General features: G+C 71.4%; 24 protein-coding genes. 16 read left to right on the plus strand and 8 right to left on the minus strand.

Going from position 1 to position 26,688, the window contains the following annotated elements; genetic code table 11:
- Nucleotides 1–6: 6 nt before the first annotated feature.
- Nucleotides 7–1,287 carry a nucleotide disphospho-sugar-binding domain-containing protein gene (locus tag AU196_RS24100; RefSeq protein ID WP_059097618.1) on the plus strand — a complete coding sequence of 427 codons (1,281 nt, stop codon included), beginning with the start codon at nucleotides 7–9 and terminating at the stop codon, nucleotides 1,285–1,287.
- Here AU196_RS24100 and amaB read toward each other — a convergent pair.
- The gene (gene amaB, locus AU196_RS24105) at nucleotides 1,238–2,860 is read right to left on the minus strand and encodes an L-piperidine-6-carboxylate dehydrogenase (protein WP_231737701.1); all 1,623 of its coding nucleotides are present in this window, start codon (nucleotides 2,858–2,860) and stop codon (nucleotides 1,238–1,240) included. The genes AU196_RS24100 and amaB overlap by 50 nt on opposite strands.
- 71 nt (nucleotides 2,861–2,931) lie before the next feature.
- On the opposite strand from amaB, the gene AU196_RS24110 reads away from it, so the two are divergent.
- Complete coding sequence (locus AU196_RS24110; protein ID WP_059097747.1) at nucleotides 2,932–3,411, plus strand: Lrp/AsnC family transcriptional regulator; 480 nt, start codon at nucleotides 2,932–2,934, stop codon at nucleotides 3,409–3,411.
- Between the two features lie 3 nt (nucleotides 3,412–3,414).
- Here AU196_RS24110 and AU196_RS24115 read toward each other — a convergent pair whose 3' ends face one another.
- Entirely contained in the window at nucleotides 3,415–3,663 is a 249-nt protein-coding gene (locus AU196_RS24115) for a hypothetical protein (protein WP_059097620.1), read from the minus strand.
- 55 nt (nucleotides 3,664–3,718) lie between these two features.
- Nucleotides 3,719–8,074, minus strand: coding sequence for a cation-translocating P-type ATPase (locus AU196_RS24120; RefSeq protein ID WP_353647258.1), 4,356 nt, complete (start codon nucleotides 8,072–8,074; stop codon nucleotides 3,719–3,721).
- A 103-nt stretch (nucleotides 8,075–8,177) separates the two neighbouring features.
- Between AU196_RS24120 and lat the strand changes: the two genes are divergently transcribed.
- Entirely contained in the window at nucleotides 8,178–9,500 is a 1,323-nt protein-coding gene (lat, locus tag AU196_RS24125) for an L-lysine 6-transaminase (RefSeq protein WP_059097621.1), read from the plus strand.
- Here lat and AU196_RS25380 read toward each other — a convergent pair.
- Nucleotides 9,394–10,050 carry a restriction endonuclease gene (locus AU196_RS25380; protein WP_353647259.1) on the minus strand — a complete coding sequence of 219 codons (657 nt, stop codon included), beginning with the start codon at nucleotides 10,048–10,050 and terminating at the stop codon, nucleotides 9,394–9,396. The genes lat and AU196_RS25380 overlap by 107 nt on opposite strands.
- A gap of 123 nt (nucleotides 10,051–10,173) precedes the next feature.
- On the opposite strand from AU196_RS25380, the gene AU196_RS24135 reads away from it, so the two are divergent.
- The gene (locus AU196_RS24135; RefSeq protein ID WP_059097623.1) at nucleotides 10,174–10,539 is read left to right on the plus strand and encodes a hypothetical protein; all 366 of its coding nucleotides are present in this window, start codon (nucleotides 10,174–10,176) and stop codon (nucleotides 10,537–10,539) included.
- 79 nt (nucleotides 10,540–10,618) lie between these two features.
- Nucleotides 10,619–10,927: a protein UsfY gene (usfY, locus tag AU196_RS26240; protein WP_059097624.1), complete on the plus strand. Its 309-nt coding sequence runs from the start codon at nucleotides 10,619–10,621 to the stop codon at nucleotides 10,925–10,927.
- Between the two features lie 61 nt (nucleotides 10,928–10,988).
- Here the strand turns inward: usfY and mbp1 are convergent, their stop codons facing one another.
- Complete coding sequence (gene mbp1 / locus AU196_RS24145) at nucleotides 10,989–11,225, minus strand: microaggregate-binding protein 1 (RefSeq protein WP_011854970.1); 237 nt, start codon at nucleotides 11,223–11,225, stop codon at nucleotides 10,989–10,991.
- A gap of 75 nt (nucleotides 11,226–11,300) precedes the next feature.
- Nucleotides 11,301–12,158 (minus strand): SDR family oxidoreductase, encoded by an 858-nt coding sequence (locus AU196_RS24150; RefSeq protein WP_059097748.1) that lies wholly within the window; start codon nucleotides 12,156–12,158, stop codon nucleotides 11,301–11,303.
- A 149-nt stretch (nucleotides 12,159–12,307) separates the two neighbouring features.
- Between AU196_RS24150 and AU196_RS24155 the strand changes: the two genes are divergently transcribed.
- Entirely contained in the window at nucleotides 12,308–13,273 is a 966-nt protein-coding gene (locus tag AU196_RS24155; RefSeq protein WP_059097625.1) for a glycosyltransferase, read from the plus strand.
- Nucleotides 13,274–13,293: 20 nt separating this feature from the next.
- On the plus strand, nucleotides 13,294–14,529 hold the full coding sequence (locus AU196_RS24160; protein WP_059097626.1) for a glycosyltransferase: 1,236 nt from the start codon (nucleotides 13,294–13,296) through the stop codon (nucleotides 14,527–14,529).
- A 5-nt stretch (nucleotides 14,530–14,534) separates the two neighbouring features.
- Here AU196_RS24160 and AU196_RS24165 read toward each other — a convergent pair whose 3' ends face one another.
- Nucleotides 14,535–15,419, minus strand: coding sequence for a glycosyltransferase family 2 protein (locus AU196_RS24165; protein WP_059097749.1), 885 nt, complete (start codon nucleotides 15,417–15,419; stop codon nucleotides 14,535–14,537).
- On the opposite strand from AU196_RS24165, the gene AU196_RS24170 reads away from it, so the two are divergent.
- From AU196_RS24170 to AU196_RS24210, 9 genes are read left to right on the plus strand one after another with little or no spacing between them, the layout of a single operon-like run.
- A complete protein-coding gene (locus AU196_RS24170) occupies nucleotides 15,418–16,485 on the plus strand; it encodes a UDP-glucuronic acid decarboxylase family protein (RefSeq protein WP_082695864.1) in 1,068 nt (355 codons plus the stop codon). The genes AU196_RS24165 and AU196_RS24170 overlap by 2 nt on opposite strands.
- A gap of 10 nt (nucleotides 16,486–16,495) precedes the next feature.
- The gene (locus AU196_RS24175) at nucleotides 16,496–18,151 is read left to right on the plus strand and encodes a carbamoyltransferase family protein (protein ID WP_059097628.1); all 1,656 of its coding nucleotides are present in this window, start codon (nucleotides 16,496–16,498) and stop codon (nucleotides 18,149–18,151) included.
- Complete coding sequence (locus AU196_RS24180; protein ID WP_059097629.1) at nucleotides 18,148–19,653, plus strand: HAD-IIIA family hydrolase; 1,506 nt, start codon at nucleotides 18,148–18,150, stop codon at nucleotides 19,651–19,653. Before AU196_RS24175 ends, AU196_RS24180 begins: the two co-directional genes overlap by 4 nt.
- Nucleotides 19,650–20,669, plus strand: a complete 1,020-nt coding sequence (locus tag AU196_RS25940) for a glycosyltransferase family 9 protein (RefSeq protein ID WP_059097630.1) — start codon at nucleotides 19,650–19,652, stop codon at nucleotides 20,667–20,669. The genes AU196_RS24180 and AU196_RS25940 overlap by 4 nt, the downstream gene beginning before the upstream one ends.
- The gene (locus tag AU196_RS25945) at nucleotides 20,666–21,235 is read left to right on the plus strand and encodes a D-sedoheptulose-7-phosphate isomerase (protein WP_059097631.1); all 570 of its coding nucleotides are present in this window, start codon (nucleotides 20,666–20,668) and stop codon (nucleotides 21,233–21,235) included. The genes AU196_RS25940 and AU196_RS25945 overlap by 4 nt, the downstream gene beginning before the upstream one ends.
- On the plus strand, nucleotides 21,228–22,616 hold the full coding sequence (locus tag AU196_RS25950; protein ID WP_059097632.1) for a PfkB family carbohydrate kinase: 1,389 nt from the start codon (nucleotides 21,228–21,230) through the stop codon (nucleotides 22,614–22,616). The genes AU196_RS25945 and AU196_RS25950 overlap by 8 nt, the downstream gene beginning before the upstream one ends.
- A 16-nt stretch (nucleotides 22,617–22,632) precedes the next feature.
- Nucleotides 22,633–23,340, plus strand: a complete 708-nt coding sequence (locus AU196_RS24200) for an SDR family oxidoreductase (RefSeq protein WP_059097633.1) — start codon at nucleotides 22,633–22,635, stop codon at nucleotides 23,338–23,340.
- Entirely contained in the window at nucleotides 23,331–24,281 is a 951-nt protein-coding gene (locus tag AU196_RS26245) for a glycosyltransferase family 9 protein (RefSeq protein WP_231737703.1), read from the plus strand. Before AU196_RS24200 ends, AU196_RS26245 begins: the two co-directional genes overlap by 10 nt.
- A complete protein-coding gene (locus AU196_RS24210; RefSeq protein ID WP_059097634.1) occupies nucleotides 24,278–25,573 on the plus strand; it encodes a UDP-glucose dehydrogenase family protein in 1,296 nt (431 codons plus the stop codon). Before AU196_RS26245 ends, AU196_RS24210 begins: the two co-directional genes overlap by 4 nt.
- On the opposite strand, the gene AU196_RS24215 is transcribed toward AU196_RS24210, so the two are convergent.
- Entirely contained in the window at nucleotides 25,567–26,586 is a 1,020-nt protein-coding gene (locus tag AU196_RS24215) for a DNA topoisomerase IB (protein WP_059097751.1), read from the minus strand. The two genes, AU196_RS24210 and AU196_RS24215, sit on opposite strands and share 7 nt — an antisense overlap.
- Between the last annotated feature and the right edge of the window lie 102 nt (nucleotides 26,587–26,688).

Genomic DNA, 26,688 nt, shown 5'->3' on the forward strand with positions numbered 1-26,688 from the left:
ACCGCGATGGCGACGATCCTGGCCTACACCTCACCGCCTGCGGGGCACCTTTTCCCGATGCTCGCGCTGCTGCGCGAGCTGGCCGGGCGCGGACACCTGGTGCACGTGCGCACCTACGCGGCCGGGGTCGCGGCCGCCCGCGCCGCGGGGATGACCGCCGATCGGGTCGACCCCCGGATCGAGGACATCGTCAGCGAGGACTGGCGGGCCGAGAGCGGACGTGCGGTGCTGCGCATGACGATCGAGACGTTCGGCGGACGCGGCGCGCACGAACTCGACGACCTCGACGAGGCGATCGCGCTCGTCGGACCGGACCTCGTGCTGCTCGACATCAACTGCTGGGGCGCGATGGCCGCCGCCGAAGCGGGTGACGTGCCGTGGGCCGTGTTCTCCCCGTACACCCCTTTCCTGAGGTCTGCGGGTATGTCCCCGGTCGGGGCGGGCAAGGCGCCGTGGCCCGGCCCCGTGGGCCGTCTGCGCGACCTCGGGGTGCGCGCAGTGGTCCAGCAGGTCTTCGACGCACCGATGATGGTGCACATCAACACTTTTCGGGCGCTCCGTGGATTACCCCGCCTGCGCGACGTGGACGCCGTTCTGCGTCGAGCGCCGCTGCTGCTGGTGGCCGGCGGGGAACCGTTCGAGTATCCGCACCCGGGCTGGGGTGAGGCGGTGCAGATGATCGGACCGTGTGAACACGACCCGGACGCCGGCGCGGCGCCTGCGTGGCTCGACGACGTCGACGGGCCGCTCATCCTGGTCACCACGTCGTCGGTGAAACAGGCCGACTCCGCGCTCGTCACCACCGCACTGACCGCGTTCGCCGGGGCCGATGTCCACGTCGTGGCGACCTGCCCGGCCGGCGTTCCCGCGGCGATCACGGTGCCGCCCAACGCCACCGTGACCGGGTTTCTCCCGCACGGTCCGATCCTCGATCGGGCGGTCTGTGCGATCACCCACGGCGGTATGGGCGTCACCCAGAAGGCGCTGGCCCGCGGTGTGCCCGTGTGCGCGGTGCCCTACGGCCGCGACCAGTTCGAGGTGGCCCGCCGGGTGCAGGCCGCCCGGTGCGGCACGCGACTGCCTGGGCGGCGACTGACGCCACGGCGACTGCGCGCCGAGGTCGAGCGCGCGCGGACGATGACGCCGGGCGCACGGCGGGTGGCGGAGGGATTCGCCGCCACCGGCGGGGTGGCGCGCGGAGCGGATCTGTTGGAAGACCACCTGATCCGGCGGTCGGTCACCCGAAGTGCACGCCTTGGGCCAGGGGCAACTCGGCGGAGTAGTTGACGGTGTTGGTGGCCCTGCGCATGTACGCCTTCCACGCATCCGAACCGGATTCGCGGCCACCGCCGGTCTGTTTCTCGCCGCCGAAGGCCCCGCCGATCTCGGCGCCCGAGGTGCCGATGTTGACGTTGGCGATCCCGCAGTCCGAGCCGTCGGCGGCCATGAACCGTTCGGCCTCCCGCACGTCGAGGGTGAAGATCGCCGACGAAAGACCCTGCGGCACCGCGTTGTTGAGTGCAATGGCCTCGTCGAACTCGTCGTAGGTCAGCACGTACAGGATCGGAGCGAAGGTCTCGGCGTGCACCACCGCCGTCTGCGCGGGCATCCGGACGACCGCCGGTGTGACGTAGAACGACGTGTCCCCGCTCTCGCCCTCGAACATGCGGCGCTCACCGCCGGTCACCTCACCGCCGTCGGCGCGGGCGGTCTCGAGCGCGGCCACCATGTCGCGGTACGCGGTCTCGTGGATGAGCGGGCCGACCAGTGTGCCGTCGGCGGCCGGATCACCCACCGGCAGTTGACGATATGCAGCAGCGATCCGCTCGACCAGGTCGTCGGCCACCGAACGGTGCACGATCAGCCTGCGCAGGGTGGTGCAGCGCTGGCCCGCCGTGCCCGCGGCCGAGAACACGATCGCCCGCACCGCCAGATCGAGATCGGCCGACGGTGTCACGATCGCGGCGTTGTTGCCGCCGAGTTCGAGCAGTGCCCTGCCGAACCGCTGCGCCACCCGCGGACCGACCTGCTGACCCATCCGCACCGAACCGGTCGCCGACAGCAGCGCCACCCGCGGATCGTCGACCAGCGTCTCGCCGACGTCGCGGCCCCCCAGCACGAGGTGGCCGACCGCCTGCGGCGCGCCGACGTCGGCGGCCGCCCGCTGCAGCAACGCCTGACAGGCGATGGCCGTGAGCGGGGTGAGCTCGGAGGGTTTCCACACCACGGTGTCACCGCACACCAGCGCGATCGCGGTGTTCCACGACCACACCGCGACCGGGAAGTTGAACGCGGTGATCACTCCCACAACCCCCAGCGGATGCCACGTCTCCATCAACCGGTGGCCGGGCCGCTCCGAGGCGATGGTCCGGCCGTACAGCTGGCGCGACAGGCCGACAGCGAACTGGCAGATGTCGATCATCTCCTGCACCTCGCCGAGCGCCTCGGAGGTGATCTTGCCCGCCTCCACCGTCACCAGGTCCGCCAGTGCCGCCTTGTGCTCGACGAGCAGTTCGCCGAGGCGGGCGACCAGCGCGCCGCGCACCGGCGCCGGGGTGGTGCGCCACCGGGTGAAGGCGTCCGCGGCCGCCGCGATCGCGGCCTCGGTCCGGGCCGGCGAGGACTCCTCGAGGGTGAACAGCACCTCGCCGGTGATCGGGGTGCTGGCGGGCAGGCCGCCGTCACCGGGGGCGCCCAGGTGTGCGGTCGCCCCGATCGCCGCGAAGGCGGCCCGCACCCGGTCCCTCAGCTCGTCGGCGGTCGGCAGCACCTGCGCCGCGGGTGAAGAGGCGGGGGAGGCCGAAGAGGTCGCCGAAGAGGTCGTTGCCGAAGAGGTCGTTGCCGAAGAGGTTGTGGTCATCGGTGTTCCTTCGCAGTTGGTCGGAGTGTCGAAAGCGTTTCCGGTGTCGGGTGCTCGGCTACAGTGCCGCCATGGGTGAACCCGACGAGCACCCGCATATACCTGCGTCGCTCGATGAGATCGACCGCATCCTGGCGCGTGAACTCGTCACCGACGGGCGGGCCACACTGGCGCACCTGGCGGCCAGCGCCGGGCTGTCGGTGTCGGCGGTGCAGTCACGGGTGCGCCGCTTGGAGGCGCGCGGGGTCGTCACCGGATACCAGGCGAAGATCAGCCCGGAAGCGGTCGGGCACCAACTCTCGGCGTTCGTCGCGATCACTCCTCTCGACCCGTCCCAACCCGATGATGCGCCCGCGCGACTCGAACACATAGCGGCGATCGAGTCCTGCCACTCGGTGGCAGGCGACGAGAGCTATGTGCTGCTGGTCCGCGTCGGATCGGCACGCGCGCTCGAGGATCTGCTGCAGCAGATCAGGACGGCGGCCAACGTGCGGACCCGAAGCACGATCATCCTACAGACTTTTTACGAAGGTCGACAGCACATACCGTAACTTTTACGGTCTTGATGCCTGCGGAGGTGATTTTTGCCGATTCTGGCTGACCAGGGCGTGTCCCGCGCCGATCGCCACGGCGACCGGCCACTCGACGAGTTCCACCGCGACCAGGCCGGCCAGTGCGGCGTAGAACGCCAACTGGTCGGGCCGCGGAATCGGCACCCGGCCGATCACCGGCAGCGAGATCGCGAACCGCTCGGCACCGGCCACCCGGGCCGCGACGTCACGATGTGATGGGGCGCCGGTCACCTCGGTGTCACCTTCCGTTGGTCGGTCCGATCTAGCGTCGTCGGTCATGGCGAACCTACTTGCCGCCCTCGTACGAAGCAGTGGCCAGGATGCGCTGCTCGGCGGCGCCGCCGACGTGCTCACCCCGCCCCTGTGCGAGATCTACGCCGTCCTCGTCCGCGCCGGGGTCGTCGTCATCGAGGACAACTGACGGGACGCCGGTGAGGCGCTGCAGCAGCGCCGGGGCGATCGCGGAGATCGCCGTCGCGCCCGCCGCGGCGACGAACGCCTCACCCCACCCGAACGGCCCGACAGGCGTACAGCCGAACACCTGACTGATGACCGGGGTGCTGATGATGCCGATCATCGCGGCGAAGGTGGCGACGTTCGTGGCGACCACCAGAGGGCCGTGCGAATCGAGCAGCGTCTGCAACATCTGCGTGGACACCAGGCCGATCAGTGCGGCGGTCGCGGCACGCCGTGGTGTTCCGGTGACGCTGGCCATGAGCCAGGCCGCGGTCGCCCCGGCGGTCGTCGCCGCGCCGCGGATCCCGATCGCCCGCCACATCGCCGCCTCGTCGCGGTCGGCGGCACCGTTGTCGGCCTGAGGGCTGACGGCCAGTGCCGCGGCGGGCAGCGCGTCGGTGAGCATGTTGACCAGAAGCATCTGACGCGCGTTGAGCACCGAGCGGCCGATCAGCAGGCTGCTGATCAATGCGAAGCACACCTCGCCCGCGTTGCCGCCGAGCAGGACCGAGACCGCCGACTGCACGCGGCGCCAGAGTTGATTGCCCTCGTCGATCGCATCCAGCAGGGCCTCGATGCGCCCGTCGAGCAGCATCACATCGGCCGCGGTGCGCGCCGGGTCGCTGCCCGCCGCGGCCACCCCGATGCCGACGCTGGCTGCCCGGATCGCCGCGGCGTCGTTGGCGCCGTCGCCGACCATCGCGGTGACCACACCGCTGTCCTCCAACACCTGAACCACGTCGACCTTGTGTTCCGGCGTCATCCGCGCGAACACCGCGCGTTCGGCCACCGCGGTGGCGCGCTCGTCGGCCGACATGTTCTCCCACTCGTCACCGGTGACCACGTCGTCGGGGGTGACGTCGAGGCCGAGGTCTCCGGCGACCACGGCGGCGGTGACGGGATGGTCGCCGGTGATCAGTCGTACGCCGATCCCCTTGTCGTCGAGGGCCTGCAGCAGATCCCGCGCGCTGGGCCGGAGGGTGTCGGCCAACCCGACCACGCCCACCGGTCGCAGATTGCGCGCGCACAGTTGCTCGAGCCGTTCGGGGTCCTTCACGGCCCGTCGTGCGTCCCTGTCGGTGATGTCGCACTCCGCGACCGCGAGGACCCGCAGGCCCTGTGCTGTCATCTCGTCGAGGAGCGACGACAGCGCGGCATTGTCGTCACCGTGCTCCTCGGCCAGCGCCGCGGTGATCCGCTCCGGAGCGCCCTTGATCGTCAACCGGTTGCCGGTCAACGCGGCGGCGTACGGGCGGCCGGACTGGAACGGCAGCACCGCGTCGGGCTCACGGGTTCCGGTGTCGGGGGCTTCGGCCACCAGGGCCCGCAGGATGGCATCGTCGGTGGCGTGTTCGGTGCGCCTGCCGTTGCGGACGACGATGGTGCCGGCCGCCTTGGTCAGCACGTCGAACGCACTGTGGCCCTCGACCGGCCGTAAAGCCTTGACCTGCAACCGGTTTTCGCTCAAGGTACCGGTCTTGTCGAAGCACACCACAGCCACCCGGGCCAGCGCCTCCACCGAATGCGGGTTGCGGATCAACACCGACTCGCCGGACAGCCGTCGCGCGGCCGCCAATTGGGCGAGTGTTGCGACCAGCGGCAGGCCCTCGGGGACCGCGGCCACCATGACGCCGACGGCGCTGGCGGCGGAATCGCGCAGCGGGGTGCGGCGCAGCGCGGACAGCAGCCCGACGAGCGCGCCACCGCCCAGGCTCCACGGGAGGGCCCGCCCGGTGATGCGGCGCAACTGGGCCTGCAGGCCGATCTCCCGCGACTTCGAGGGCGTCATCGCCATCGCCCGCTGCATCTCCGAAGCCGCGCCCACCGCGGTCACGATGCCCAGGCCGCTGCCCGCCACGACCGTGGATCCGGCGTAGAGCATGCAGGACCGCTCAGCGAGCGGGGCGCCGGGCGCCGGATCGGTCTCTTTGGCGACGGGCAGGGACTCACCGGTCAGCGACGACTCGTCCACCTCCAGATTGACCGCCTCGGTCAGCCTGACATCGGCCGGGACGACCTCGCCGGAACGCACGTCGATCACGTCGCCTGGACGGAGCCGGGTCGCGGGCACCTCCTCGTCGCCGTCGGCCTCGTCGTCGCCGAGGCGCCGGCGGGCAGGTGGATCCTGGACGGCCAGCAGTCGCCGCAGGATTCGTTCGGCGTGCAGCTGCTGTTCGGCTGACAGCGCCGCGTTGCCGAGAAGCACCCCGCCGACCAGAGCGGCATCGAACGGCGAGCCGAGCAGGGCGCTGGCCATCGCGCCGGTGACGAGGATCGGGGTGAGGGGGTCGGCCAGGTTCGCGCGCACCTCGCCCACGAAGTCGCGCACGTAATGCACAGCTCCCACAACGGCTTCGGGCCCGATCGTGGGGGAGTCCCGGTCGGAGGTGTCCTCCCGCCGCGGCAGCAGGTGCGCGACCTCGTCGGCGCGCAGCGCGTGCCAGTCGTGACCCGGTTCGGCGCGCGGCAGCGGGTCGCGGAACACGCGGCGACCGGACGCGGCGCCGGAGAGCAGACCTGCCATCGCGCCGGCGTGGATCGGGACGGGCCCCCGGCCGGGTACACCCGGGATGAGCATCAGGGTGCCGACGGCCGAACTCGACAGTGACAGCTCGACACCCTTGTCGCTCGCGGCCCTGGCCGCGGGAAGCGCGTGCAGGACCCGCCACGCCCCGGTCAGATCGTCGACGAGCAGGTCGGCGCTCCACGGTGGCGGCCGGCCTTCCCGGAGTACGCCGACCGTGACGTCAGCGGCGTGCGGTGTGGTCATGTCGGCCGTGGTGATCAGCAGGACCGTCGCGCCGTCTTCCTTCGCCGCGGCGACCGATGCCGCCAGCGCATCGTCGGGCGAATCGCCGACGCCGTGCAGGTGGTCGAATCCCTGTGCGAGAGAACGCCATCCGTCGTCGGCGATGGACACCACGCGTGGTCTGGTGCGACGGGCCTCCGCCACCACCGCCGCAGCGTAGGGGTCACGAACGCGACTGACGAGGACCTCGCCGTCCGTCCCGCCGTCCGGGACCTCGGACATGGGATGCCAACCGTCACTCAATGTGCCGTCGGCCAGCGCCGTGCGCGCGGCCTGCCATGCCCGGCTGCGGCCGGAGTTGGTCAGCCCGCGCACCCGACTGACCATGAGCTCGTCGGTGTGCAGCGCCCTCGGATCGATCACCACGGTGTCGATGCGGTCGAGGGTGCGCAGCGCGCGGGGGTGCAGCACCAGGCCGCCGTGTTGCGCGGTGAATCCCCGGCTCAGTGCGCAGGCGAACGCCTCCCGGGTGGTGCGCAGTGCCTTGGGCGCCGCCACGACGGCCGCTTCGCCCGCCGCCGCGAGGCTGCCCGACAGGACGCCGAGTGCCAGCCCCGCGCCGGCGCCGACCGCTGCCGCCCGGTCGGCATACCGCTCCGGAGCACCCTCGGGCGGCGAGACCCGCGTGGTGGGCGGGCGGTCGTCGGAGGCGTGCCGGGCCAGCGCAGGTTCGTGACGGCGCCACGCCGCCCGATCGTTCCACGCCTCGGCGGCGAGCATGGTGCGCTGGGCGGCTTCGGCCGCCGCCGAGACGGGCGAGACCGCCAGCGTCGCCATGGTGGCGTGGGCGAAGGCGAACAGCAGGTCCGTGCCGTCGGGGCCGAGCCTGCCCTCGAGCTGCCTGCGCAGCCGGGGCATGTGGTCGACGAGGGTCGGCACGGCGGAGACGACATCGGGCAGTCCGCGCAACCGCAGTGCGGTCGCGGTCACCGACAGGCCGAGCCCCGCCGCGGCGAACGCCGCGCCGGCGGTGCGCGCCGCGAGGACCGCATCGTCGCCGGGGAGGTTCATCGGTCGGGTCCGGCGTGCTCCGGCACCGGCGGCCCGCTCGGCGTCGTCGACGGTGCGCAGCACCTGGGGCAGGGACGGGCCGTCGTCGTCCACGGTGACGACGACGCGCGCGACGGTGGTGTTGAGAGCGACCGATCGCACACCCGGTAGATCCTCGACCGCCCGAACCACCTCGGTGGCCACCGCGTCGCCGTGCTCGCGGCCGAGGCCGCGCACCTCCACCCAGCAGCGGTCCCCGGCGGCCTGGCAGCGCCGCGCCGTGGGCCCCCCGAGCGCCTCGAGTGCGACGGCGGCGGTGGTGCGGACCACCGTCTCGGCGGCACGCAGAGGCGCGGTCAACATCCCGATGCCGATGGGTCTGGGCACCCTCAGCCGGTACCCGGCCAACACCCCCGCCACACGCACGCGCGATAGGAACATATGGCTCAACCCGCACAATCAACAGGAAAATATCCGATAGACTGCGGCTATGACCGATATGTTGACACGTTCGGACGTCGCGGTGACACCCGCCCGGGTGCACGACGTGTTGGCCCGCAGCATCCTCGCCGACGGCCTCGACCTCGTGCTCGACCTCGACCGGTCCGCGGGCTCGTATCTGGTCGACGCCCGCACCGGTGAGCGCTACCTCGACATGTTCACCTTCTTCGCGTCGTCGGCCCTCGGCATGAACCATCCCGCCCTCGCGGCCGATGACGGGTTCCGCGCCGAACTCGCGCAGGCGGCCGTGAACAAACCGAGCAACTCCGACGTCTACTCGGTGCCGATGGCGCGATTCGTCGACACCTTCGCCCGGGTGCTCGGTGACCCGGCGCTGCCCCATCTGTTCTTCGTCGACGGCGGGGCGCTCGCGGTGGAGAACGCGCTGAAGGTCGCCTTCGACTGGAAGAGCCGGCTCAACGAGTCCGGCGGACTCGACCCGGCTCTCGGCACGCGCGTGATGCACCTGCGCGGTGCGTTCCACGGACGCAGCGGCTACACCCTGTCCCTGACCAACACCGACCCCAACAAGGTGGCGCGGTTCCCGAAGTTCGACTGGCCGCGCATCGACGCGCCGTTCATCCGGCCGGGGGCCGATGTGGCGGCGCTCGAAGCGGAGTCGCTGCGCCAGGCGCGTGCCGCGTTCGAGGCGTACCCGCACGACATCGCGTGCTTCATCGCCGAACCGATCCAGGGCGAAGGCGGCGACCGGCACTTCCGGCCGGAGTTCTTCGGCGCGATGCGCGCGCTGTGCGACGAGTTCGACGCCCTGCTGATCGTCGACGAGGTGCAGACCGGCTGCGGGATCACCGGCACGCCATGGGCGTACCAGCAGTTGGGCATCACCCCCGACGTGGTGGCCTTCGGCAAGAAGACCCAGGTGTGCGGGGTGATGGCCGGGCGGCGCGTCGACGAGGTCGCCGACAACGTGTTCGCCGTGAGCTCACGGATCAACTCCACCTGGGGCGGCAATCTCGCCGACATGGTGCGGGCGCGGCGCATCCTCGAGGTGATCGAGGCGGACGGCCTGCTGGCGCGGGCCGCACACGCGGGCGGCTACCTGCGGGCCCGGCTGGACGAACTCGCCGTCGCATTCCCCGGGGTGGTTCGCGATGTGCGGGGCGCAGGGTTGATGTGCGCGTTCAGCCTGCCGACGCAGGCGCAGCGCGACGCGCTGATCCGCCGGCTGTGGGAACGGCGGGTCATCATGCTGGCGAGCGGGGTGGATTCGGTGCGGTTCCGTCCGGCGTTGACCGTGTCGAGGGAGGAACTCGACGCCGCGGTGGATGCGGTGCGGGAGGCCTTGCGCTGACATCGGTGTGCTCGGTGAGCCGACGGATCGTCGAACGGAGCCTGCGCAACTCCTGCCGGCCGACCAGCTCGCACCCGTGACGCTCGGCCAGTTTGCGCGCAGCAGGGGTGAATTCGTTGTTGGTGACGACCATGGTGCGCGTGCAGTCCTGCATCGGCGCACCGGCGACCACCTCCTGGACCGCACTGGTGCCGACGGGACGCGACTGGCGTTTGCACTGGACGGCCACCCGGTGGGGACGCCGGCCGAGGACGAGGTCGACGCCCCAGTCGCCGGTCAGCGGGGTCATGATCACCGGCACCCCGCACGAGCGGGCGATGTGTGCGATGTGGTCCTCGAACTCGGTGCCCGACATCTGGTCCTCGACCGCCGCCGACGCGGTGGCTCCCGAGAGGGCGCCGAGGAGGAAACGGGGCCCGGCGGCGACGAGGACCGGCACCGCCACGGCGGTCACCGGGACGAGCAGGACGGGCCAACCGAGCAGCGAGGCGACCAGACCTGACGCGACACCCAGCGCCGCGTAGATCTTGAGGCGACTGGTGCGGGACACGGCGGGATCGTACGGCGGCCCGCCGACGTGTCGCCGACGACACAGCGACGCGAAGGTTTACCGCTCGCTCACCTGGGGGAACATCCACGATTGTCAGTGTCGGCGAAGTCCGGTGGGTGCAGGGTGTATCAGAGTCCGCACGATGTGCGCGAGGTCGCGGGTCTACGCCACGTGGTGCGCTCCACGGTCGCCTTCGCGTGTCTGGGCGGCGCCTTCCTCGCCGTCGCCGCCGTATGGGTGAGCACCTGCGGAGGGTCGGTGGCCGACGCCCTGGCCTGTGGTGCACCGCAGCGCACGCTGCTCGCCCTTGGGGCGCCGGTCATCCTGCTGGGCGGCGCGGTGCGGTCGTTCGCACGCGCGGTGCAGCAGGACAGGCGCACCGAGAGCTGGTGGGCATGGCACGCGTCCGGGTTCGTCCTCTTGGCGTTGATGGTGCTGGTGGCGGCGACCGGTGCGCCGGTGCTCGCCGGCCCGGCGGTCCTCGGCTGAGGGCAACGCCCCGACCACGACGTTCGTTTCGCCGCAATGGTCTTCGGGTAGGTGTAGTGGTGCTGAAGGAGGATTACCCATGAAGAGTCCAGACGATCCCGTCGACCACGCACGGACGACCCGTCCGCATGCCGGTGAGACGATGAAGGACACCAAGAACATGCCTGCGCTGGTTCTTCTCGGGCTGGCGCTGGTGTCGTTCGTGGCCGCCCTGGCCGCGCACGCCACCTCCAACCACACCGTCGGCGTGGTGTTCGGTTGCATCTCGGCCGTGGTGTTCGTGGTGGCCGGCGCGTGGTTGCTGATCGAGCATCGCCGCGTCAAGGGCATCGAAGAGCGTTGGTATGCGGAGCATCCCGAAGTCCAGCGTCAACGGCCGTCGCGCTGACGCAGTCTCCGAGACACGAAAAAGGCCCAGCCGATCGGCTGGGCCTTTTTCGTAGCTCGAGTTACTGCTCGCTCTTCTGACGCTCCTCGGCGGCCTTCGCGCCGCCGCGGGCCGACTCGGCCTCGGCTTCCTTGCGGGCCGCATCCTGCTGAGCGTCGGCCTTGTCCTGCTGGGCCTTGCCCTCGCGGACCATGTCGTCGCGGCCGGTGACCGTGCCGACACCTTCCTTGGCCTTGCCCTTGACGTCCTCGACGACGCCCTTGATGCCTTCTTCGGGTCCACTGTTCTTCTCGGTCATACTCACCTTTCGCCTAGATCGAACACGTGCTCAGAGGGTGCCCGATCTCAGCGGCACTAAACGGCCTCGCAACGGTCACCCCGGCAGCGTCTCCCCGCCGATCGGGGCGAGCACCTCGCCGCTGTAGTACGACGACAGCCGACCTGCGGCGAAGAACACGTACGACGGTGCGATCTCGTCGGGCTGGGCCGCACGGCCCATCGGCGTCTGCGCTCCGAAGTTCTCGGTCTTCTCGACATCCATCGTGGCGGGGATGAGCGGGGTCCACACCGGACCGGGCGCGACGCAGTTGACGCGGATGTTGCGGTCCGCGAGCGACTGCGCCAGCGAGTAGGTCAGCGCCAGCACCGCACCCTTGGTGGCCGAGTAGTCGATCAGCGTCTTGTTCCCGCGCAGACCGTTGATCGAACTGGTGTTGATGATCGAGCCGCCGTCGGGAAGGTGTTGCAGCGCAGCCTTGGTGACCCGGAAGAAGCTGTCGATGTTGACCGCGAACGTGCGGCGCCACTGGTCGTCGCTGATGTCGGTGAACGATTCGGTCGGGTTCTGGTACGCCACGTTGTTGACGACGATGTCGAGGCCGCCGAACTCGGCGGCCGTGCGGTCGACGACGGACCGGCACTGCTCGGCGTCGGCCAGGTCGCCGGGCAGCAGCAGGCTTCGGCGCCCGCACTGCTCGACCAGCTTCGCGGTGTGCTCGGCGTCGGCGTGCTCCTCGAGGTAGGCGATCGCCACGTCGGCGCCCTCCTTGGCGAACGCGACGGCGACGGCGCGGCCGATGCCGGAGTCACCCCCGGTGATCAGGGCCCGCTTACCGGCCAGCAGGTCGCGGCCGACGTAGTCGCTCATCTCGTCGCGCGGTCGTTCGGACATCTCGGAGGTGTCGCCGGGGTAGGGGATCACCCCGTCGGGCGTCGGTGCTGATTCAGGCATGTGCGCCGGGTAGCCCACCGCGGCGCGGTCAAACGGCCAACGGCACGTTCACCGCAGGTGGGATCCACTTCGCGAACACGACGGCCGACGGGAAGCGAAATCTCTAACGTTCGACGTTTACCGACAAGGGGCCCGGGTACGACCGCCTCATGTCCTTCGGGGAGCGCTCCATCATGGCGTGGCATGTCCACGGCTCCTGGATGCAGGCGCTGGTGTCGGGTCGCCATCGCTACCTGATCCCCGTCAACGACGCGAAGGACGCCGACGGCCGTGGCTTGCTCGGCCGCGATTGGCCGCGCGCCCGGGAGGTCGCCGTCGACCGCCTGCGCGACCAGCACATCGATCTGGTGGTGCTGCAGCGCCCCGAGGAGATCGAACTGACCGAGCGGTGGACCGGGCGCCGCCCCGGGGTCGACGTGGCCGCCGTCTTCGTCGAACACAACGCCCCGCGACCGTTCGCGGTCGACAGTGTCCACCCACTGGCGGACCGCGACGACATCCCCGTCGTCCACGTCACCGACTTCAACCGGCTGATGTGGGACACCGGCAGGGCGCCGACGCTGGTCGTGAACCACGGCATCGCCGATCCGGGACTGCGCTACACCGGTGACATCGCGGCGGCGGCGACGATGATCAACGAACCGGTGCGGCGCTGGCGGACCGTCGGCACCGATCTGCTGGCGCCGCTGGGCGCGCGGGTGCCGATCGACGTGTGGGGGATCGGGACCACCGCTCTGGCCGACCGGAACTGGCCGGGCGTCCGCGCGCAGGGAGACGTCGCCGGCCCGCAGTTGTGGCAGGACGTGGCGCGCCGCCGGGTGTTCCTGCACACGGCGCGCTGGACGTCGCTCGGGCTCTCGCTGCTGGAGGCGATGTTCCTGGGAATGCCCGTCGTGGCGGTCGCCGCCACGATGGCTCCGCTGGTGGTGCCCACCGAAGCGGGTGTGGTGAGTGCCGATGTCGAGACGCTGGCATCGGCCCTGGAGAGGTTCGTGTCCGATCCGCCCGCGGCAGGCGCCGCGGGGAAGGCGGCGCGTGATTTCGCGATGGCGCACTTTTCGCTCGACCGGTTCCTGCGTGACTGGGACCGGTTGATCGACGACTGCTGCGGTTGACGTCGCGGGGAGGGAAGCCGATGAAGATCGCCATGGTTTCTGAACATGCCAGCCCGCTGGCGGCACTCGGTGGCGTGGACGCCGGCGGTCAGAACGTCCACGTGGCCGAACTGTCGGCCGCGATGGCACGCCGCGGCCACGACGTCAGCGTCTACACCCGTCGCGACGATCCGGGCCTGCCGGAACGAGTCACCACGCCACAGGGTTACACCGTCGTGCACGTGCCCGCCGGACCGGCGAGCCGACTGCCCAAGGACGAACTGCTGGTCCACATGGGCCCGTTCGCGCAGTACCTCGACGAGCAGTGGAGTGCCGACCGCCCCGATGTGGCCCATGCGCACTTCTGGATGTCGGGCATCGCCACCCAGTTGGCCGCCCGGCATCTCGATCTGCCCGCGGTGCAGACCTTCCACGCCCTCGGTGTGGTGAAACGCCGCCACCAGGGCGCACGGGACACCAGCCCCGAGGACCGGCTCAGGCTGGAGGCGATGGTGGCCCGCACCGCCACGTGGGTGGCCGCCACGTGCACCGACGAGGTGTTCGAGCTCATGCGGCTCGGCCGGTCACGCAACCGGATCTCGGTGGTGCCGTGCGGGGTCGACCTCGACCTGTTCACCCCGGACGGTCCGCGTGCCGAACGCGGCGCGCGGCACCGCATCGTCAGTGTCGGAAGGTTCGTGCCGCGCAAGGGTTTCGACGTGGTGGTGCGCGCGTTGCCGGCGATACCCGACACCGAACTCGTTCTGGTCGGCGGGCCCGACCGCAGCGAAGTGGAGGCGGATCCCGAGGCCCGCCGGCTGCGTGAACTCGCCGAGCGCCTCGGTGTCAGCGACAGAGTGGTCTTCCAGGGTGCGGTGGCGCGAGCGGACATGCCCGCCCTGCTGCGCTCGGCCGACGTGGTCGCCTGCACCCCGTGGTACGAACCGTTCGGCATCGTTCCGCTGGAGGCGATGGCGTGCGGTGTGCCCGTGGTGGCCGCCGCGGTCGGCGGGATGCTCGACACCGTCGTCCACGACGTCACCGGGCGACTGGTCACCCCGAAACGCCCGGGGGAGGTCGCCGACGCGATCAACACCCTGCTACACGACGAGTTCCTCAGGCAGAGCCTGGGCGCGGCGGGGCGCGACCGTGCCAGGGCCCGGTACTCGTGGGACCGGATCGCCGCGGACACCCTGCGCATCTACGACCGGCTGGTGCCCGCCGCCTATCCGCCCCAGGTTCCCAAGACGTCCGCGACGACCGCGTCATCGGTATGAGGGCGTCACCGGGACTCCAGCAGCTCGAGCGCCCGCTCGATCCGGTCGGGCAGGCGTCGGCGCCCGCGCAGCACGGCCGGCAGACGGAGGACGGCTTCGCCTGCGGCCCTGGCGTGTTCGGTGTCGCGCAACGCCGCGGCGAGCAGCGTGCCGGTGGCCCGCAGACAGTGGCCTGCGGGTCGACGAAGCCAGGTGGTCAGGACGTCGTTGCGCAGCACGCGGGCGGCCTGTGCGGCGGTGGTGGCCCGGACCTGCGACGGGTGGTGGACCGCCACCAGCGCCGGGCAGTAACACAGGTCCCAGCCGAGGGTCGCCATGTCGACCGCCAGGAGCATCTCCTCGCCGCGGAAGTGCAGGATGCCGGAGAAGCCCCCGGCCTGTTCGAACGCGGCTCTGCGCACGATCGCCGCACACGACATGAACCCGAGGATCGCCGGGCCCGGCAGATGCGGTGGGTGACCGAGCGGACTTCCGGCGAGCATCCGGCTGAAGTCGTCCTCCTCGTCACGCGGCAGCACGATCGTGCGGGCTGCGAGCAGCCCCACTCCCGGGTGGGCGTCGAAGGTCTGCTCGGCGATCGGCGTCGCGTCGGGATGCCACCACGAATCGTCGTCGCAGAACGCCACATACGGGGTGGCGCTCGCCGCGACGCCGACGTTGCGGGCCGCCGCGCCGCGATTGCCGTCCAGCGTGACGAGCCGTACCCGGCCCCCCGCACGGGCCGCGATCCGCGTTGTCCTGGCGACGGTATCGTCGCGGGAAGCGTTGTCCACCACGATGATCGGGCACTCGGTGGTGTCGAGCAGGCGGGTCACGACGGAGGCCAGTTCGTCGGCCCGGTCCCGGCTGGCGATGACGAACGTGGTCCGCGGCGGATTCCGTCGACCCATGGCCGCTGTCCGTACCCGCCGGGTCGCGCCGCAAACGGCGTTTTCCCGACCACTTCGGGGGTATCGCGGCGTGGTGGGTGACATGGCCCGGGCACTGGTGCTGGGTGGCTGCGGATTCGTCGGCGGCCACCTGTGCGAACGGTTGCTGGCGAGCGGCGTGGAGGTCGTCTGCGTCGACGACCTGTCGACCAGCGCGCCGAATGCGGAGAACCTGCTGCGGGATCATCCGGGATACCGGTTCGTGCACCACGACATCACCGAACCGTTCACGGGGCCGGCTCTGCAGGATCCGTTCGACGTCGTGTTCCACCTGGCCTCACCCGCCTCACCGACGGATTATCTGCGCCTGCCGGTGCACACGCTGCACACCGGCGCGATGGGCACCGCCAACGCCCTCGAGATTGCCGAACGTCACACCGCCCGGCTGGTGCTGGCGTCGACCAGCGAGGTGTACGGCGACCCGCTGGAACACCCGCAGCCCGAAACCTACTGGGGCAATGTCAATCCCGTCGGACCGCGCAGCGTCTACGACGAGGCGAAGCGGTACGCCGAGGCGCTCACGTTCGCTCACCGGCGTGAGCGTGGCGCCGACGTCGGCGTGGCGCGGATCTTCAACACCTACGGGCCGAGGATGCGGTCGCACGACGGCCGGATGGTGCCCACCTTCATCCGTCAGGCGCTCGCCGGTGAGCCGATCACCGTGACGGGGTCGGGACGGCAGACCCGGTCGTTGTGCTTCGTCGACGATACGGTCGAAGGCCTGCTCGCGCTGGCCCGTTCGGCCTACCCGGGCCCGGTCAACCTCGGCAATCCGCACGAGGTCACGGTGCAGCACGTCGCGGAACTCATCCGCGACCTCGCCGCGGCCGACTCGGCCATCGAGTTCCTGCCCGCCGTCGAGGATGACCCCCAGCGGCGCTGCCCCGACATCGCGGTGGCGCGCGAGCACCTCGGTTGGGAGCCGCGGGTGCCCTACCGGGACGGCCTGGCCCAGACGATCGAGTGGTTCCGGTCGGCGGATGCCGCGTCGGAATACGCGGTGGCGCACTCGAAGACAGCGAGTTGAGGAGCGACGGATGCGAATTCTCGGCATCAACGCGGTGTTCCACGATCCGGCCGCCGCCCTCGTGGTCGACGGTGAGATCGTGGCGGCCGCAGAGGAAGAACGGTTCTCCCGCCGCAAACACGGGAAGCAGGCCGTTCCGTTCTCCACCTGGGAGATGCCGGTGCAGTCCGCCCGCTGGTGCCTGGAACAGGCCGGGCTGACACCGGCCGACCTCGACGCCGTCGGGTACTCCTACGACCCCGCTCTGATGGACGAGTCGACCACCGGGATGGCCGGACTCGACCGGGACTGGGAGTACCTGCGCACGCTGTATGCCGAACGGGCGCCACGGTTCCTGCAGTCGGCGCTGCCCGGTCTCGACCCGAGCATCGTGCGCCACGTCCGCCATCACGTCGCGCATGCGGCGTCAAGTGCTCTGGCCTCACCGCATCCCGACTGCGCCGTCCTCGTGGTCGACGGCCGCGGCGAGCGGGCCTCGATGCTGGCAGGCACCTACCGCGACCAGAAGATCGATGTGCTCGCCACCCAGTCCCTGCCGCATTCGCTGGGACTGTTCTACGAGGAGCTCACCGAGCACCTCGGGTTCGCCCGCTCCAGCGACGAGTACAAGGTGATGGCGATGGCGTCCTACGGCACACCGCGCTTCGCCGATCGGTTGCGTGAACGCGTCCACGCCACCGGGAACGGCGGGTTCCGGACCGAGCCGGTCGACTGGGAGTCCTTCACCCCCAGGCGCCGCGCCGGGGCGGGTAAGGGCCATGCGCTGGACCGACCCGAACCCGACCACGCGGACCTGGCGTGCAGCGTGCAGCTCGTGGTCGAGGAGGTGCTGTTGGAGCTGGTCGGCTGGCTGCGGGAGCGCACCGACGCCGACGCCCTGTGCATGGCGGGCGGTGTCGCGCTCAACTGCGTCGCCAACTCGAAGATCTTCGCTAGCGGCGGATTCGACACGGTGTGGGTGCAACCGGCCGCCGGGGATTCGGGGACGGCGCTGGGTGCGGCGCTCTCCCTGGCCGGTGAGGCAGGCGAACCCATCAGGCCGATGCGGTCGGCGGCGCTCGGCCGGGGCTTCTCCGACGCGGAGATCGAGGCGACACTGCGCGAGGCCGCGGTGCCGTTCCACCGCCCGGACGACTACGCCGCCGCGGTCGGGGACGCCCTGGCCGAGGACAAGCTCGTCGGCTGGTTTCAGGGCCGGGCCGAGTTCGGACCGCGCGCGCTGGGTAACCGTTCGCTGCTCGCCGACCCGCGCCGCATCGAGAACCTCGAGCGACTCAACACCGTCAAGGGTCGCGAGCAGTTCCGGCCGGTGGCGCCCATGGTGCTCGCCGAGCGGGCCGCCGAGATCTTCACGGGCGGTCCGATCCCCAGCCGGTACATGCTGTTCGTGCACGAGGTCGCCGAGCAGTGGCGCTCCCGCATCCCCGCGGTCACCCACGTGGACCACACCGCGCGCATCCAGACCGTCGATGACAGTCAGCCGCTCTTGCACGCCACCATCAGCCGGTTCGCCGAACGCACCGGCGTGCCGGTGGTCGTCAACACCAGCTTCAACACCGCGGGCCGTCCGATGGTCGACAGCCCGCGCGATGCGCTCGAATGCTTCGGCAGCAGCCCCATCGATGTGCTGGCGATCGGGCCGTACCTGGTGCGGAGGCCCGTGTGACGCACGCGAGCACCGCATCGTTCTCGATCGTCGTCCCGACCATCGGCCGGGAGTCGCTGTACCGGCTGCTCGCTGCGCTCGACGGCGAGCCGGGGCCGTCCCCCGAGTCGGTCGTGATCGTCGACGACCGCCCGGTCCCGGCGCCCGCCCTGCAGGTGGACAGCCGGCTTCCGGTGACGGTGCTGCGCAGCGGCGGCCGCGGCCCGGCGGCGGCGCGCAACACCGGATGGCGGGCCACCACCACCCGCTGGGTGTGCTTCGTCGACGACGACGTCGTCCCGCAACCGGGTTGGCTTGCGGCACTCGCCGCCGACCTGCGCGGCGCCGACGCCGCGGGTGCGGCGGGCACGCAGGCGGTCATCGCGGTGCCGGTCACCGAGGGGCGGCCCGCGACCGACGACGAGAAGCGCACGCTGCGGCTCGCCGGCGCGCGGTGGATCACCGCCGACATGGCCTACCGCCGCGACATCCTGGTCGAGGTCGGCGGATTCGACGAGCGGTTCCCGCGCGCCTACCGGGAGGACTCCGACATCGCATTACGAATCACGCTGCGGCACAACACGATCGTGCGGGGCGCCAGGCGGTCCACCCACCCCGTCGCCCGGGCGACACTGATGAGCAGTGTGCGGGCGCAGATCGGTAACCGCGACAACGCGTTGATGCGGCGCAAACACGGCGGGCGCTGGCGGGATGCGGTCGGCGAAGGACGGGGTCGGATGCCCGCGCACGTCGCCACGACGGCCGCGGCCGCCGCCGCCACGGTTGCCGCGCTGACCGGCCGACGCCGGGCGGCGGGGTACGGCGCCGTCGCGTGGACGGCGCTGACCCTCGAGTTCACCGCCCGACGCCTCCTCTCGGGGCCCCGCACGCTGCCGGAGGCCGGCCGCCTGCTCCTGACGAGCACGCTGATCCCACCGGCGGCCGTCGGTCACCGGCTGCGCGGCGAGTGGATGTTCCGTGGTGCGCGGCGCGACCCGCCGCTGGCGGTGCTGCTCGACCGTGACGACACCATCATCGAAGACGGTCCCTACCTCAACGATCCGGCGGGCGTGAAACCGATGCCCGGGGCCGCCGAGGCACTGGCCAGGCTCCGCGACCGCGGCCTGCTGCTCGCCGTGGTGACCAACCAGTCCGGCGTCGCCAAGGGCTTGATCACCGACGACCAACTGGCGGCGGTCAACGCGCGTGTCGACGCCGAACTCGGGCCCTTCGACTCGTGGCAGATCTGCGTCCACGACAACGACGACGGCTGCGCGTGCCGCAAACCGGCGCCCGGCATGGTGCGGGCGGCGGCCGAGGCGCTCGGTGTCGACCCGGCGCGGTGCGTGATGATCGGCGACACCGGCGGCGATGTCGGCGCGGCACTGTCCGCGTCCGCCGATGCGGTGCTGGTGCCCACCGAACGCACCCTGCCGCACGAGGTCTCGGAGGCCCGGCGCCGTGCGCGGGTGGCCGCGACGCTGACCGATGCGGTCGAGATGGTGCTGAGGGACGCCCGATGAGCAAGGCTCTGGTCGCCCGACTCGACAGCGCCGGTGACGTGTTGATCACCGGGCCCGCCGTGCGCGCGGTCGCCGACCACCACGATGCGGTCACGTTCCTGGCCGGCCCCCGCGGCCGGGCGGCCGCAGAACTCCTGCCCGGTGTCGACGAGGTCGTCGAATGGCAGGCGCCGTGGGTCGATTTCGACTCACCCGAGCTGACCGCCGGCCACGTCGAATCGCTGATCAAACAGCTGCGCGACATCCGGCCCGACCGCGCATTCGTCTTCACGTCGTTCCACCAGTCACCGCTGCCGCTGGCGCTGATCCTGCGGATGGCCGCCGTGCCGTGGGTCGGGGCGATCAGCGAGGACTATCCGGGCACCCTGCTCGACCTGCGTCACCATGTCGAACCCGGCGTCCCCGAGCCCGAGCGGGCGCTGTCGCTGGCCGAGGCGGGCCGCGGCGGTCTGCCCGGCGGCGACGACGGCGCGCTGCGGGTCCGACCACCCGCACCGCTGAGCGGCGAGCTCGCCGAGATCGCCGCGGGCGGGCCGTATGTGGTCTTCCATCCCGGGGCGGCGGTGCCCGCCCGCCGCCCGAGCGCGCACCGCAGCGCCGCGATGGTCGCCGCGCTCACCGCCGCCGGCCACCGGGTCGTCGTCACCGGCGACGCGGCGGAGAGGGACCTCACCGCGTCCGTCGCCGCGGATCTGGCCGTCGACCTCGGCGGCCGCACCACGCTGTCCACGCTGGCCGCGCTGTACGCGGCGGCCCGGGCGGTGGTGGTGCCCAACACCGGGCCCGCGCACCTGGCCGCCGCCGTCGGCGCGCCGGTGGTGTCGCTGTTCGCGCCGGTCGTCCCCGCGTCGCAGTGGGCGCCGTACGGACGCAGGGTGATTCGGTTGGGCGACCAGGAGGCACCGTGTCGGCTCACTCGGGCCCGCACCTGTCCGGTGCCCGGCCATCCCTGCCTCGACGGCATCACCGACTCCGAATTGCTCGCCGCGGTCGATCGTTTGGGAGGAGAACCATGATCGAGACCCACATCTCCGCACTCGCGCAGGCGGTGGACCGGATCGGCGCCGAGGCGCCCCGGCTGACCAGGTGGGGCCGCCACCTCGCCGCGGTGCTCCCGGCCGGTGGCCGGTTGCTGGCCTGCGGCAACGGCGGCAGTGCCGCCGAGGCGCAGCACCTGACCGCCGAACTCGTCGGACGGTTCCGCGACGAACGAATGCCGATGTCGGCCATCGCGTTGCACGCGGACACCTCCGCGCTGACGGCGATCGGCAACGACTACGGCATCGAGGAGATGTTCGCCCGCGGGGTGCGCGCACACGGCCGCCCCGGCGACGTCCTGGTCGCCCTGTCGACCAGCGGCACCAGCCCCAATGTCCTGGCGGCCGTCAAGGCCGGTCACGAACTGGGTCTGACGTCGTGGGCGTTGACCGGTCCGGCGCCGAACCCGTTGGCCGCCATGTGTGACGACGCGGTCTGTGTCGAGGCGGGCACCACGGCGACCGTGCAGGAGATCCACCTGCTCCTGGTCCACGCGCTGTGCATCGCCCTCGACGACGTCCTGTTGGAGGCTCCTCATGGCTGAACCTCTTGTCATCATCGGCGACTCGATGCTCGACGTCGACATCGAAGGCAGCGCCACCCGACTGAGCCCCGAGGCGCCGGTCCCCGTCGTCGACGCCGAACGGGTCTGGCATCGCCCCGGCGGCGCCGGCCTGGCCGCCGTGCTCGCCGCCCGTGTGGACCGCGATGTCGTCCTGGTCACCGCCCTCGCCGACGACGCCGACGGACAGGCGTTGGTGGCGTTGCTCGAGGAGGCCGGGGTGCGGGTGGTGGCGCTGCCGCTCATCGGCAGCACGGTGTGCAAGACCAGGATTCGTGCCGAAGGACAGTCGATGCTGCGGCTCGACCACGGTGACGGCACCGCCGCGGGCGGTGACCTGCCCGGCGAGGTGGCCGAGGTGGTGCAGCGGGCGCGGGCGGTGTGCGTGGCCGACTACGGCCGCGGCGTCAGCGCGCATCCCGGTGTGCGGGAACTGCTGACCGCGGTGGCCGAGCGGGTGCCGGTGGTGTGGGATCCGCATCCACGCGGGGCCGCGCCGATTGCGGGCTGCTGGCTGGTGACGCCGAATCAGTCCGAGGCCGAACGGTTCTCCGAACGCGGCGACAGCGATGCGCACTCGGCGGAGCGGCTGCGGCAGCGGTGGCGCGCGCACGCGGTGTGCGTCACGCTCGGAGCCGGGGGAGCGGTGCTGGCCAGTGAGGCAGGCAGTGTGCACATCCCGGTGCCCGCGGCGGCGGGGGTGTCCACCGGCCGCCGAGACACCTGCGGTGCCGGGGACCGGTTCGCGGTGGCCGCGACCCAGGCGTTCGGCGCGGGCGACGACGCCTCGGCCGCGGTGGGCGCCGCGGTCGAGGCGGCGAGCCGCTTTGTGGCCACCGGCGGTGCGGTCGGCGTCTCACGCGCCGTCGCAGTGGGTGGAAACCGCAGGGGTGCAGGCCAATCGAGCGCTCTGACCGGTGACATCACCGAGGTCCGTGACCGGTTGCGCAGGCGTGGCGGCACCTTGGTCGCCACCGGCGGATGCTTCGACCTGCTGCACACCGGACACGTGCGGCTGCTGCACCAGGCCCGCCAGCTCGGCGACGCCCTGGTGGTCCTGCTGAACTCCGACGACTCCGTGCGGGCGCTCAAGGGCCCCAGCCGTCCCGTGATGGCGGCCGAGGACCGGGCCCGGGTGCTGGCCGCACTCGCGTGCGTCGACGCCGTCGTGATCTTCGGCGAGTCGTCACCCGAGGCGGCCCTGGAACGGCTCCGGCCCGACATCTGGGTCAAGGGCGGCGACTACACCGAGAACGACCTTCCCGAAGCCGGTGTCGTGCGCAGGCACGGCGGTGAGGTGGTGCTGCTGCCCACCGTCGCCGGCTACTCCTCGTCGAATCTGATCGCCGCGGCGCGGTCGTGACCCGAAAGGACCACGCATGACTTCTCGAGAGCTCGGCAACATCCTCATCACCGGCGGCGCCTCCGGCCTCGGCGCCGCCACCGTGAAAGCCGTACGGCGACACGGCGGCACACCGCTGGTGATCGACGTGAACCCGTTACCCGGCGAGTTCGGCGAGGACATCGCGTTCGCGCAGTGCGACCTGGCCGACACCGGCGCGGTCGACGCCGCGGTGCGCGACCTCGCCGAGCGGGTCGACGGCCGACTGCACGGGGTGTTCACCGCTGCCGGTACCGACGCGTGCGGCAAGCTCGGCGACGTCCCGGTCAAGGACTGGGAACGGGTCATCCACGTCAACCTGCTGGGCACCGCCGCGGTCGTGCGTTCGGCGCTGCCGTACCTCAAGACCACCCACGGCCGCATCGTGACGGTGGCGTCCACCCTCGGCATCAAAGCGGTCAGCGACGCGACCGCCTATTGCGCGTCGAAGTTCGGCGTCATCGGCTTCACCAGGGCGCTGGCCGCCGAGCTGGCCGGTGAGGTCGGCGTCACGACTCTGATCCCCGGCGGTATGCACACCGCGTTCTTTGACAACCGCGACGAGCAGTACAAGCCGCCGCCGGACGCCAAGCTCAACCAGCCCGAGAACGTCGCGGAGACCGTCGTGTTCGCGCTCACCCAGCCCGTCGGCTGCGAGGTGCGGGAGTTGGTGGTGTGTGCCCCGACGGAGTCGTCGTGGCCCTGAACCACCCCGCCGGCGACACGATCCTGGTGCTGCGGGCACTCGGCCTGGGCGATCTGCTGACCGGGGTGCCCGCGCTGCGTGGCCTGCGCCGGGCGTACCCGCACGCGCACATCGTGCTGGCCACCCCCGAGCGCTTCCGCGCTCTGGCCGAACTCACCGGGGCGGTCGACGCGGTCGAACCCACCCCGGGGCTCGGCCGGCTGCGCCCGGTGCGTCCCCCACCCGCCCTGGCGGTCAACCTGCACGGCAGTGGTCCGGAAAGCATCCGCGATCTGCTCGCCGTCGACCCGCATTACCTGCTCACCCACCGCCACGACGCGTTCCCGGGACTGCCGGGACCCGCATGGCAGGCGGAACTGCACGAGGTCGACCGCTGGTGCGGGCTCCTCGAGTGGGCCGGAATACCCTGCGATCGAGCCGATCTGACGATCCCGCGGCCCCCCGGCCATCCAGACCGCACCGGCGTGGTCGTCATCCACCCCGGCGCGGCGTTCCCCGCCCGCCGCTGGCCGCCCGAGCGGTTCTCCGCCGTCGCGGCCGCCCTGCACGCCGCGGGGCACGAGGTGGTGATCACCGGCGACACCGGCGAACTCGAGCTGGCCCGCGCGGTCGCCGCGGGCGCCGGTCTACCTGCCGGCGCGGTGCTCGCGGGCACGCTCGGGCTGCTCGGCATGGTCGCACTGATCAGCGACTGCGGGCTGCTGATCTGCGGGGACACCGGCGTCGGCCACATCGCGACCGCAACCGGAACACCTTCGGTGTTGCTGTTCGGACCGACACCGCCGAGCCGTTGGGGCCCACCGGGTCCCGGCCCCCACGTGTCGCTGTGGGCCGGCCGCGAAGGGAACCCACACGGCGGGCAACCGGATCCGGGCCTGCTCGCGCTCACCGAGATCGACGTCCTCGAGGCCGTCGACACGCTTCTCAGGGAGCGGGTGTGACCCCGCTTCGGGTCGGGGTGATCGGCGCCGGATACGTCGGGCTCACCAGCGCGGTGTGCCTGGCCGAGCGGGGCCACCACACCGTCTGTGTCGACGTCGACGACGCGCGGGTGCGCCACCTCGCCGCCGGCGTTCCGCTGATCGACGAACCGGACCTGCCCGAACTGCTCGAGCGGGGACTGCGGACCGGCACCCTGCACTTCACCACCAGCTACGCCGATCTCACCGACCGCGACGTCGTGTTCGTCTGTGTCTCCACTCCGAGCCGGTCCGACGGTTCGGCCGATCTGCGCGCGGTCGAATCCGCCGTGCGCGGGCTCGTCGGCGTTCTGCGGCCCGGCGCGATCGTCGCGCTCAAGTCCACCGTCCCGGTGGGCACGACCAGGCGGATGGATGAGCGATTGCGCGACAACGGTAACCGCGTCGTCGCGATCCCGGAGTTCCTGCGCGAGAGCCACGCCATCGGTGACTTCCGCCATCCCGACCGCATCGTGATCGGCTCCGACGACACCGGCCCCGCCGACACGGTGGCGTCGCTCTACCCGCCTGGCCGGGTGCTGCGGACCAGCCCGGAGAGCGCCGAACTCGCCAAGTACGCGAGCAACGCGTTCCTCGCCGTCAAGATCTCGTACGCGAACTCCCTGGCCCGGCTGTGCGCACAGGTCGGCGCGGACATCGCCGACGTCACCCGCTGCATGGGCGCCGATGTGCGCATCGGCCCGCACTTCCTGCAACCCGGCCCCGGCTGGGGCGGCTCGTGCCTGCCGAAGGACACCGCCGCGCTGCTGCACACCGGATGCGAGTACGGCGTCACGCTGCCCGAAGTGGAATCCGCCCGCGCCACCAACGCCGCGCAGTCGGTGCGGATCGCCGACACGGTGAGCCGCGCCGTCGACCCGCCGATCACCGAGGCGCGGGTGACGGCGCTGGGGCTGACGTTCAAGGCGAACACCAGCGATGTGCGCGACTCACCCGCGCTGACCGTGTGCGCCGAACTGGTCGCCCGCGGCGCGCAGGTCACCGCGTACGACCCGCGGCTGGCCGGGATCGACGCCGAGATGCTGCGCCGCGCGACCGTCGTCGGTGTCGACGATCCGTACCTGGCGACCAAGGGCGCCGACGCGATCGTGGTGCTCACCGAGTGGCCACAGTTCCGCGACCTGGACTGGGTGCGCATCGCCGAACAGGCGCCCGGCGCAGTGGTGGTCGACACCCGCAACCTGCTCGACGCCGCGGCGCTCACCGAGGCGGGGCTGACGTGCCTCGGCAACGGCACCCGCAGCGGCTACTGACTCTTGGCGACCCGGCGGATCAGCCGTGCGGTCGCCCGTTCGAGGACCGCCTGACGCTCGTCGGGGCGGGTGGCACGCTCGGCCCGGCGCGCGGCCGCGGCGATGGTCAAGCCCGATTCGTACCCGTTGACCACCCGGGGATCCACATATGAGGCGCGTGCCACCGCGGGGGTGTTGCCGAGCGCCTCGGACACCTCCTTCATCACCGCCGACTCCACGCGTTTGATCACGGTCTTGTTGACCGGCGGGTCGGCGTCGACGAACGCGGCGGCCGCCAGCACGGTGCCGTGCCAGGTGCGCAGGTCCTTCACCGAGTAGTCCGCGCCCACCAACTCCTTGAACCGGGTGTTGAGGTCGTCGGAGTGGATCTCGGCCCACCCGTCGCCGTTGCGGCACGCCAGCAGACGCTCGGGCCGGTCGGGGTGACGCAGCAGCGCCCGCACGGCCTTCACCACCTCCGGATCGTCGATCATCAGGGTGCGACGCACCCCGCTCTTGGCGGGGTAGTCGAACTCCACGGCCTGCCGTTGCAGCGTGACGTGTTCGCACAGCAGGGTCGCGATGCCGAACGAGTTGTTCTCCTCGGCGTACTGGTCACCGCCCGCGCGAAAGTACCCGAGGTCGAGCAGGTGCAGCGCGAGCCCGAGAACCCGGTTGCGTCGCCAACCCCGCCCGTTCAGGTCCGCGGCGATCTGCCGTCGCATCTCGGGCAGGGCGGACGACATCTGCAGCACCCGGTCGAACTTCTCCTCGTTGCGTTCCTCCTGCCACCGCTGGTGGTAGAGATACTGACGCCGGCCCGCCGCGTCGGTGCCGACGGCCTGGATGTGTCCGTTGGGATAGGGGCAGATCCACACCTTCTTCCACGCGGGCGGGATCACCAGGGCGTTGATCCGGTCGACCGTCTCCTGATCGGTCACGGTCTCACCGTTGGCATCCTGGTAGGAGAAGCCCTTGCCGCGGCGCACCCGGCGCAGTCCGGGGCCGTTGACTACGCTGCGCCGGAGTCGCATCGACACCTCCCTGTGATCGGCGTTACGGGTTTGGCACCGGTGGTCGCCGGGGTATTGGAGGCACACCATGGTGAGCACGAGGCTGGCGCGCGCGAGGATGCA

This window comes from Mycobacterium sp. IS-1742 (genome assembly GCF_001500125.1).
Classification (GTDB): Bacteria; Actinomycetota; Actinomycetes; order Mycobacteriales; family Mycobacteriaceae; genus Mycobacterium.

Coding starts and splice junctions, on each gene's coding strand:
- AU196_RS24175 (WP_059097628.1), top strand. CDS start 16,496: ATGCGAATTCTCGGCATCAACGCGGTGTTCCACGATCCGGCCGCCGCC.
- AU196_RS25945 (WP_059097631.1), top strand. CDS start 20,666: ATGATCGAGACCCACATCTCCGCACTCGCGCAGGCGGTGGACCGGATC.
- AU196_RS24165 (WP_059097749.1), bottom strand. CDS start 15,419: ATGGGTCGACGGAATCCGCCGCGGACCACGTTCGTCATCGCCAGCCGG.
- lat (WP_059097621.1), top strand. CDS start 8,178: ATGACCGATATGTTGACACGTTCGGACGTCGCGGTGACACCCGCCCGG.
- amaB (WP_231737701.1), bottom strand. CDS start 2,860: ATGACCACAACCTCTTCGGCAACGACCTCTTCGGCAACGACCTCTTCG.
- AU196_RS24200 (WP_059097633.1), top strand. CDS start 22,633: ATGACTTCTCGAGAGCTCGGCAACATCCTCATCACCGGCGGCGCCTCC.
- AU196_RS24170 (WP_082695864.1), top strand. CDS start 15,418: ATGGCCGCTGTCCGTACCCGCCGGGTCGCGCCGCAAACGGCGTTTTCC.
- AU196_RS24100 (WP_059097618.1), top strand. CDS start 7: ATGGCGACGATCCTGGCCTACACCTCACCGCCTGCGGGGCACCTTTTC.
- AU196_RS24150 (WP_059097748.1), bottom strand. CDS start 12,158: ATGCCTGAATCAGCACCGACGCCCGACGGGGTGATCCCCTACCCCGGC.
- usfY (WP_059097624.1), top strand. CDS start 10,619: ATGAAGAGTCCAGACGATCCCGTCGACCACGCACGGACGACCCGTCCG.
- AU196_RS25940 (WP_059097630.1), top strand. CDS start 19,650: ATGAGCAAGGCTCTGGTCGCCCGACTCGACAGCGCCGGTGACGTGTTG.
- AU196_RS25950 (WP_059097632.1), top strand. CDS start 21,228: ATGGCTGAACCTCTTGTCATCATCGGCGACTCGATGCTCGACGTCGAC.
- AU196_RS24110 (WP_059097747.1), top strand. CDS start 2,932: ATGGGTGAACCCGACGAGCACCCGCATATACCTGCGTCGCTCGATGAG.
- AU196_RS24155 (WP_059097625.1), top strand. CDS start 12,308: ATGTCCTTCGGGGAGCGCTCCATCATGGCGTGGCATGTCCACGGCTCC.
- AU196_RS24215 (WP_059097751.1), bottom strand. CDS start 26,586: ATGCGACTCCGGCGCAGCGTAGTCAACGGCCCCGGACTGCGCCGGGTG.
- mbp1 (WP_011854970.1), bottom strand. CDS start 11,225: ATGACCGAGAAGAACAGTGGACCCGAAGAAGGCATCAAGGGCGTCGTC.
- AU196_RS24160 (WP_059097626.1), top strand. CDS start 13,294: ATGAAGATCGCCATGGTTTCTGAACATGCCAGCCCGCTGGCGGCACTC.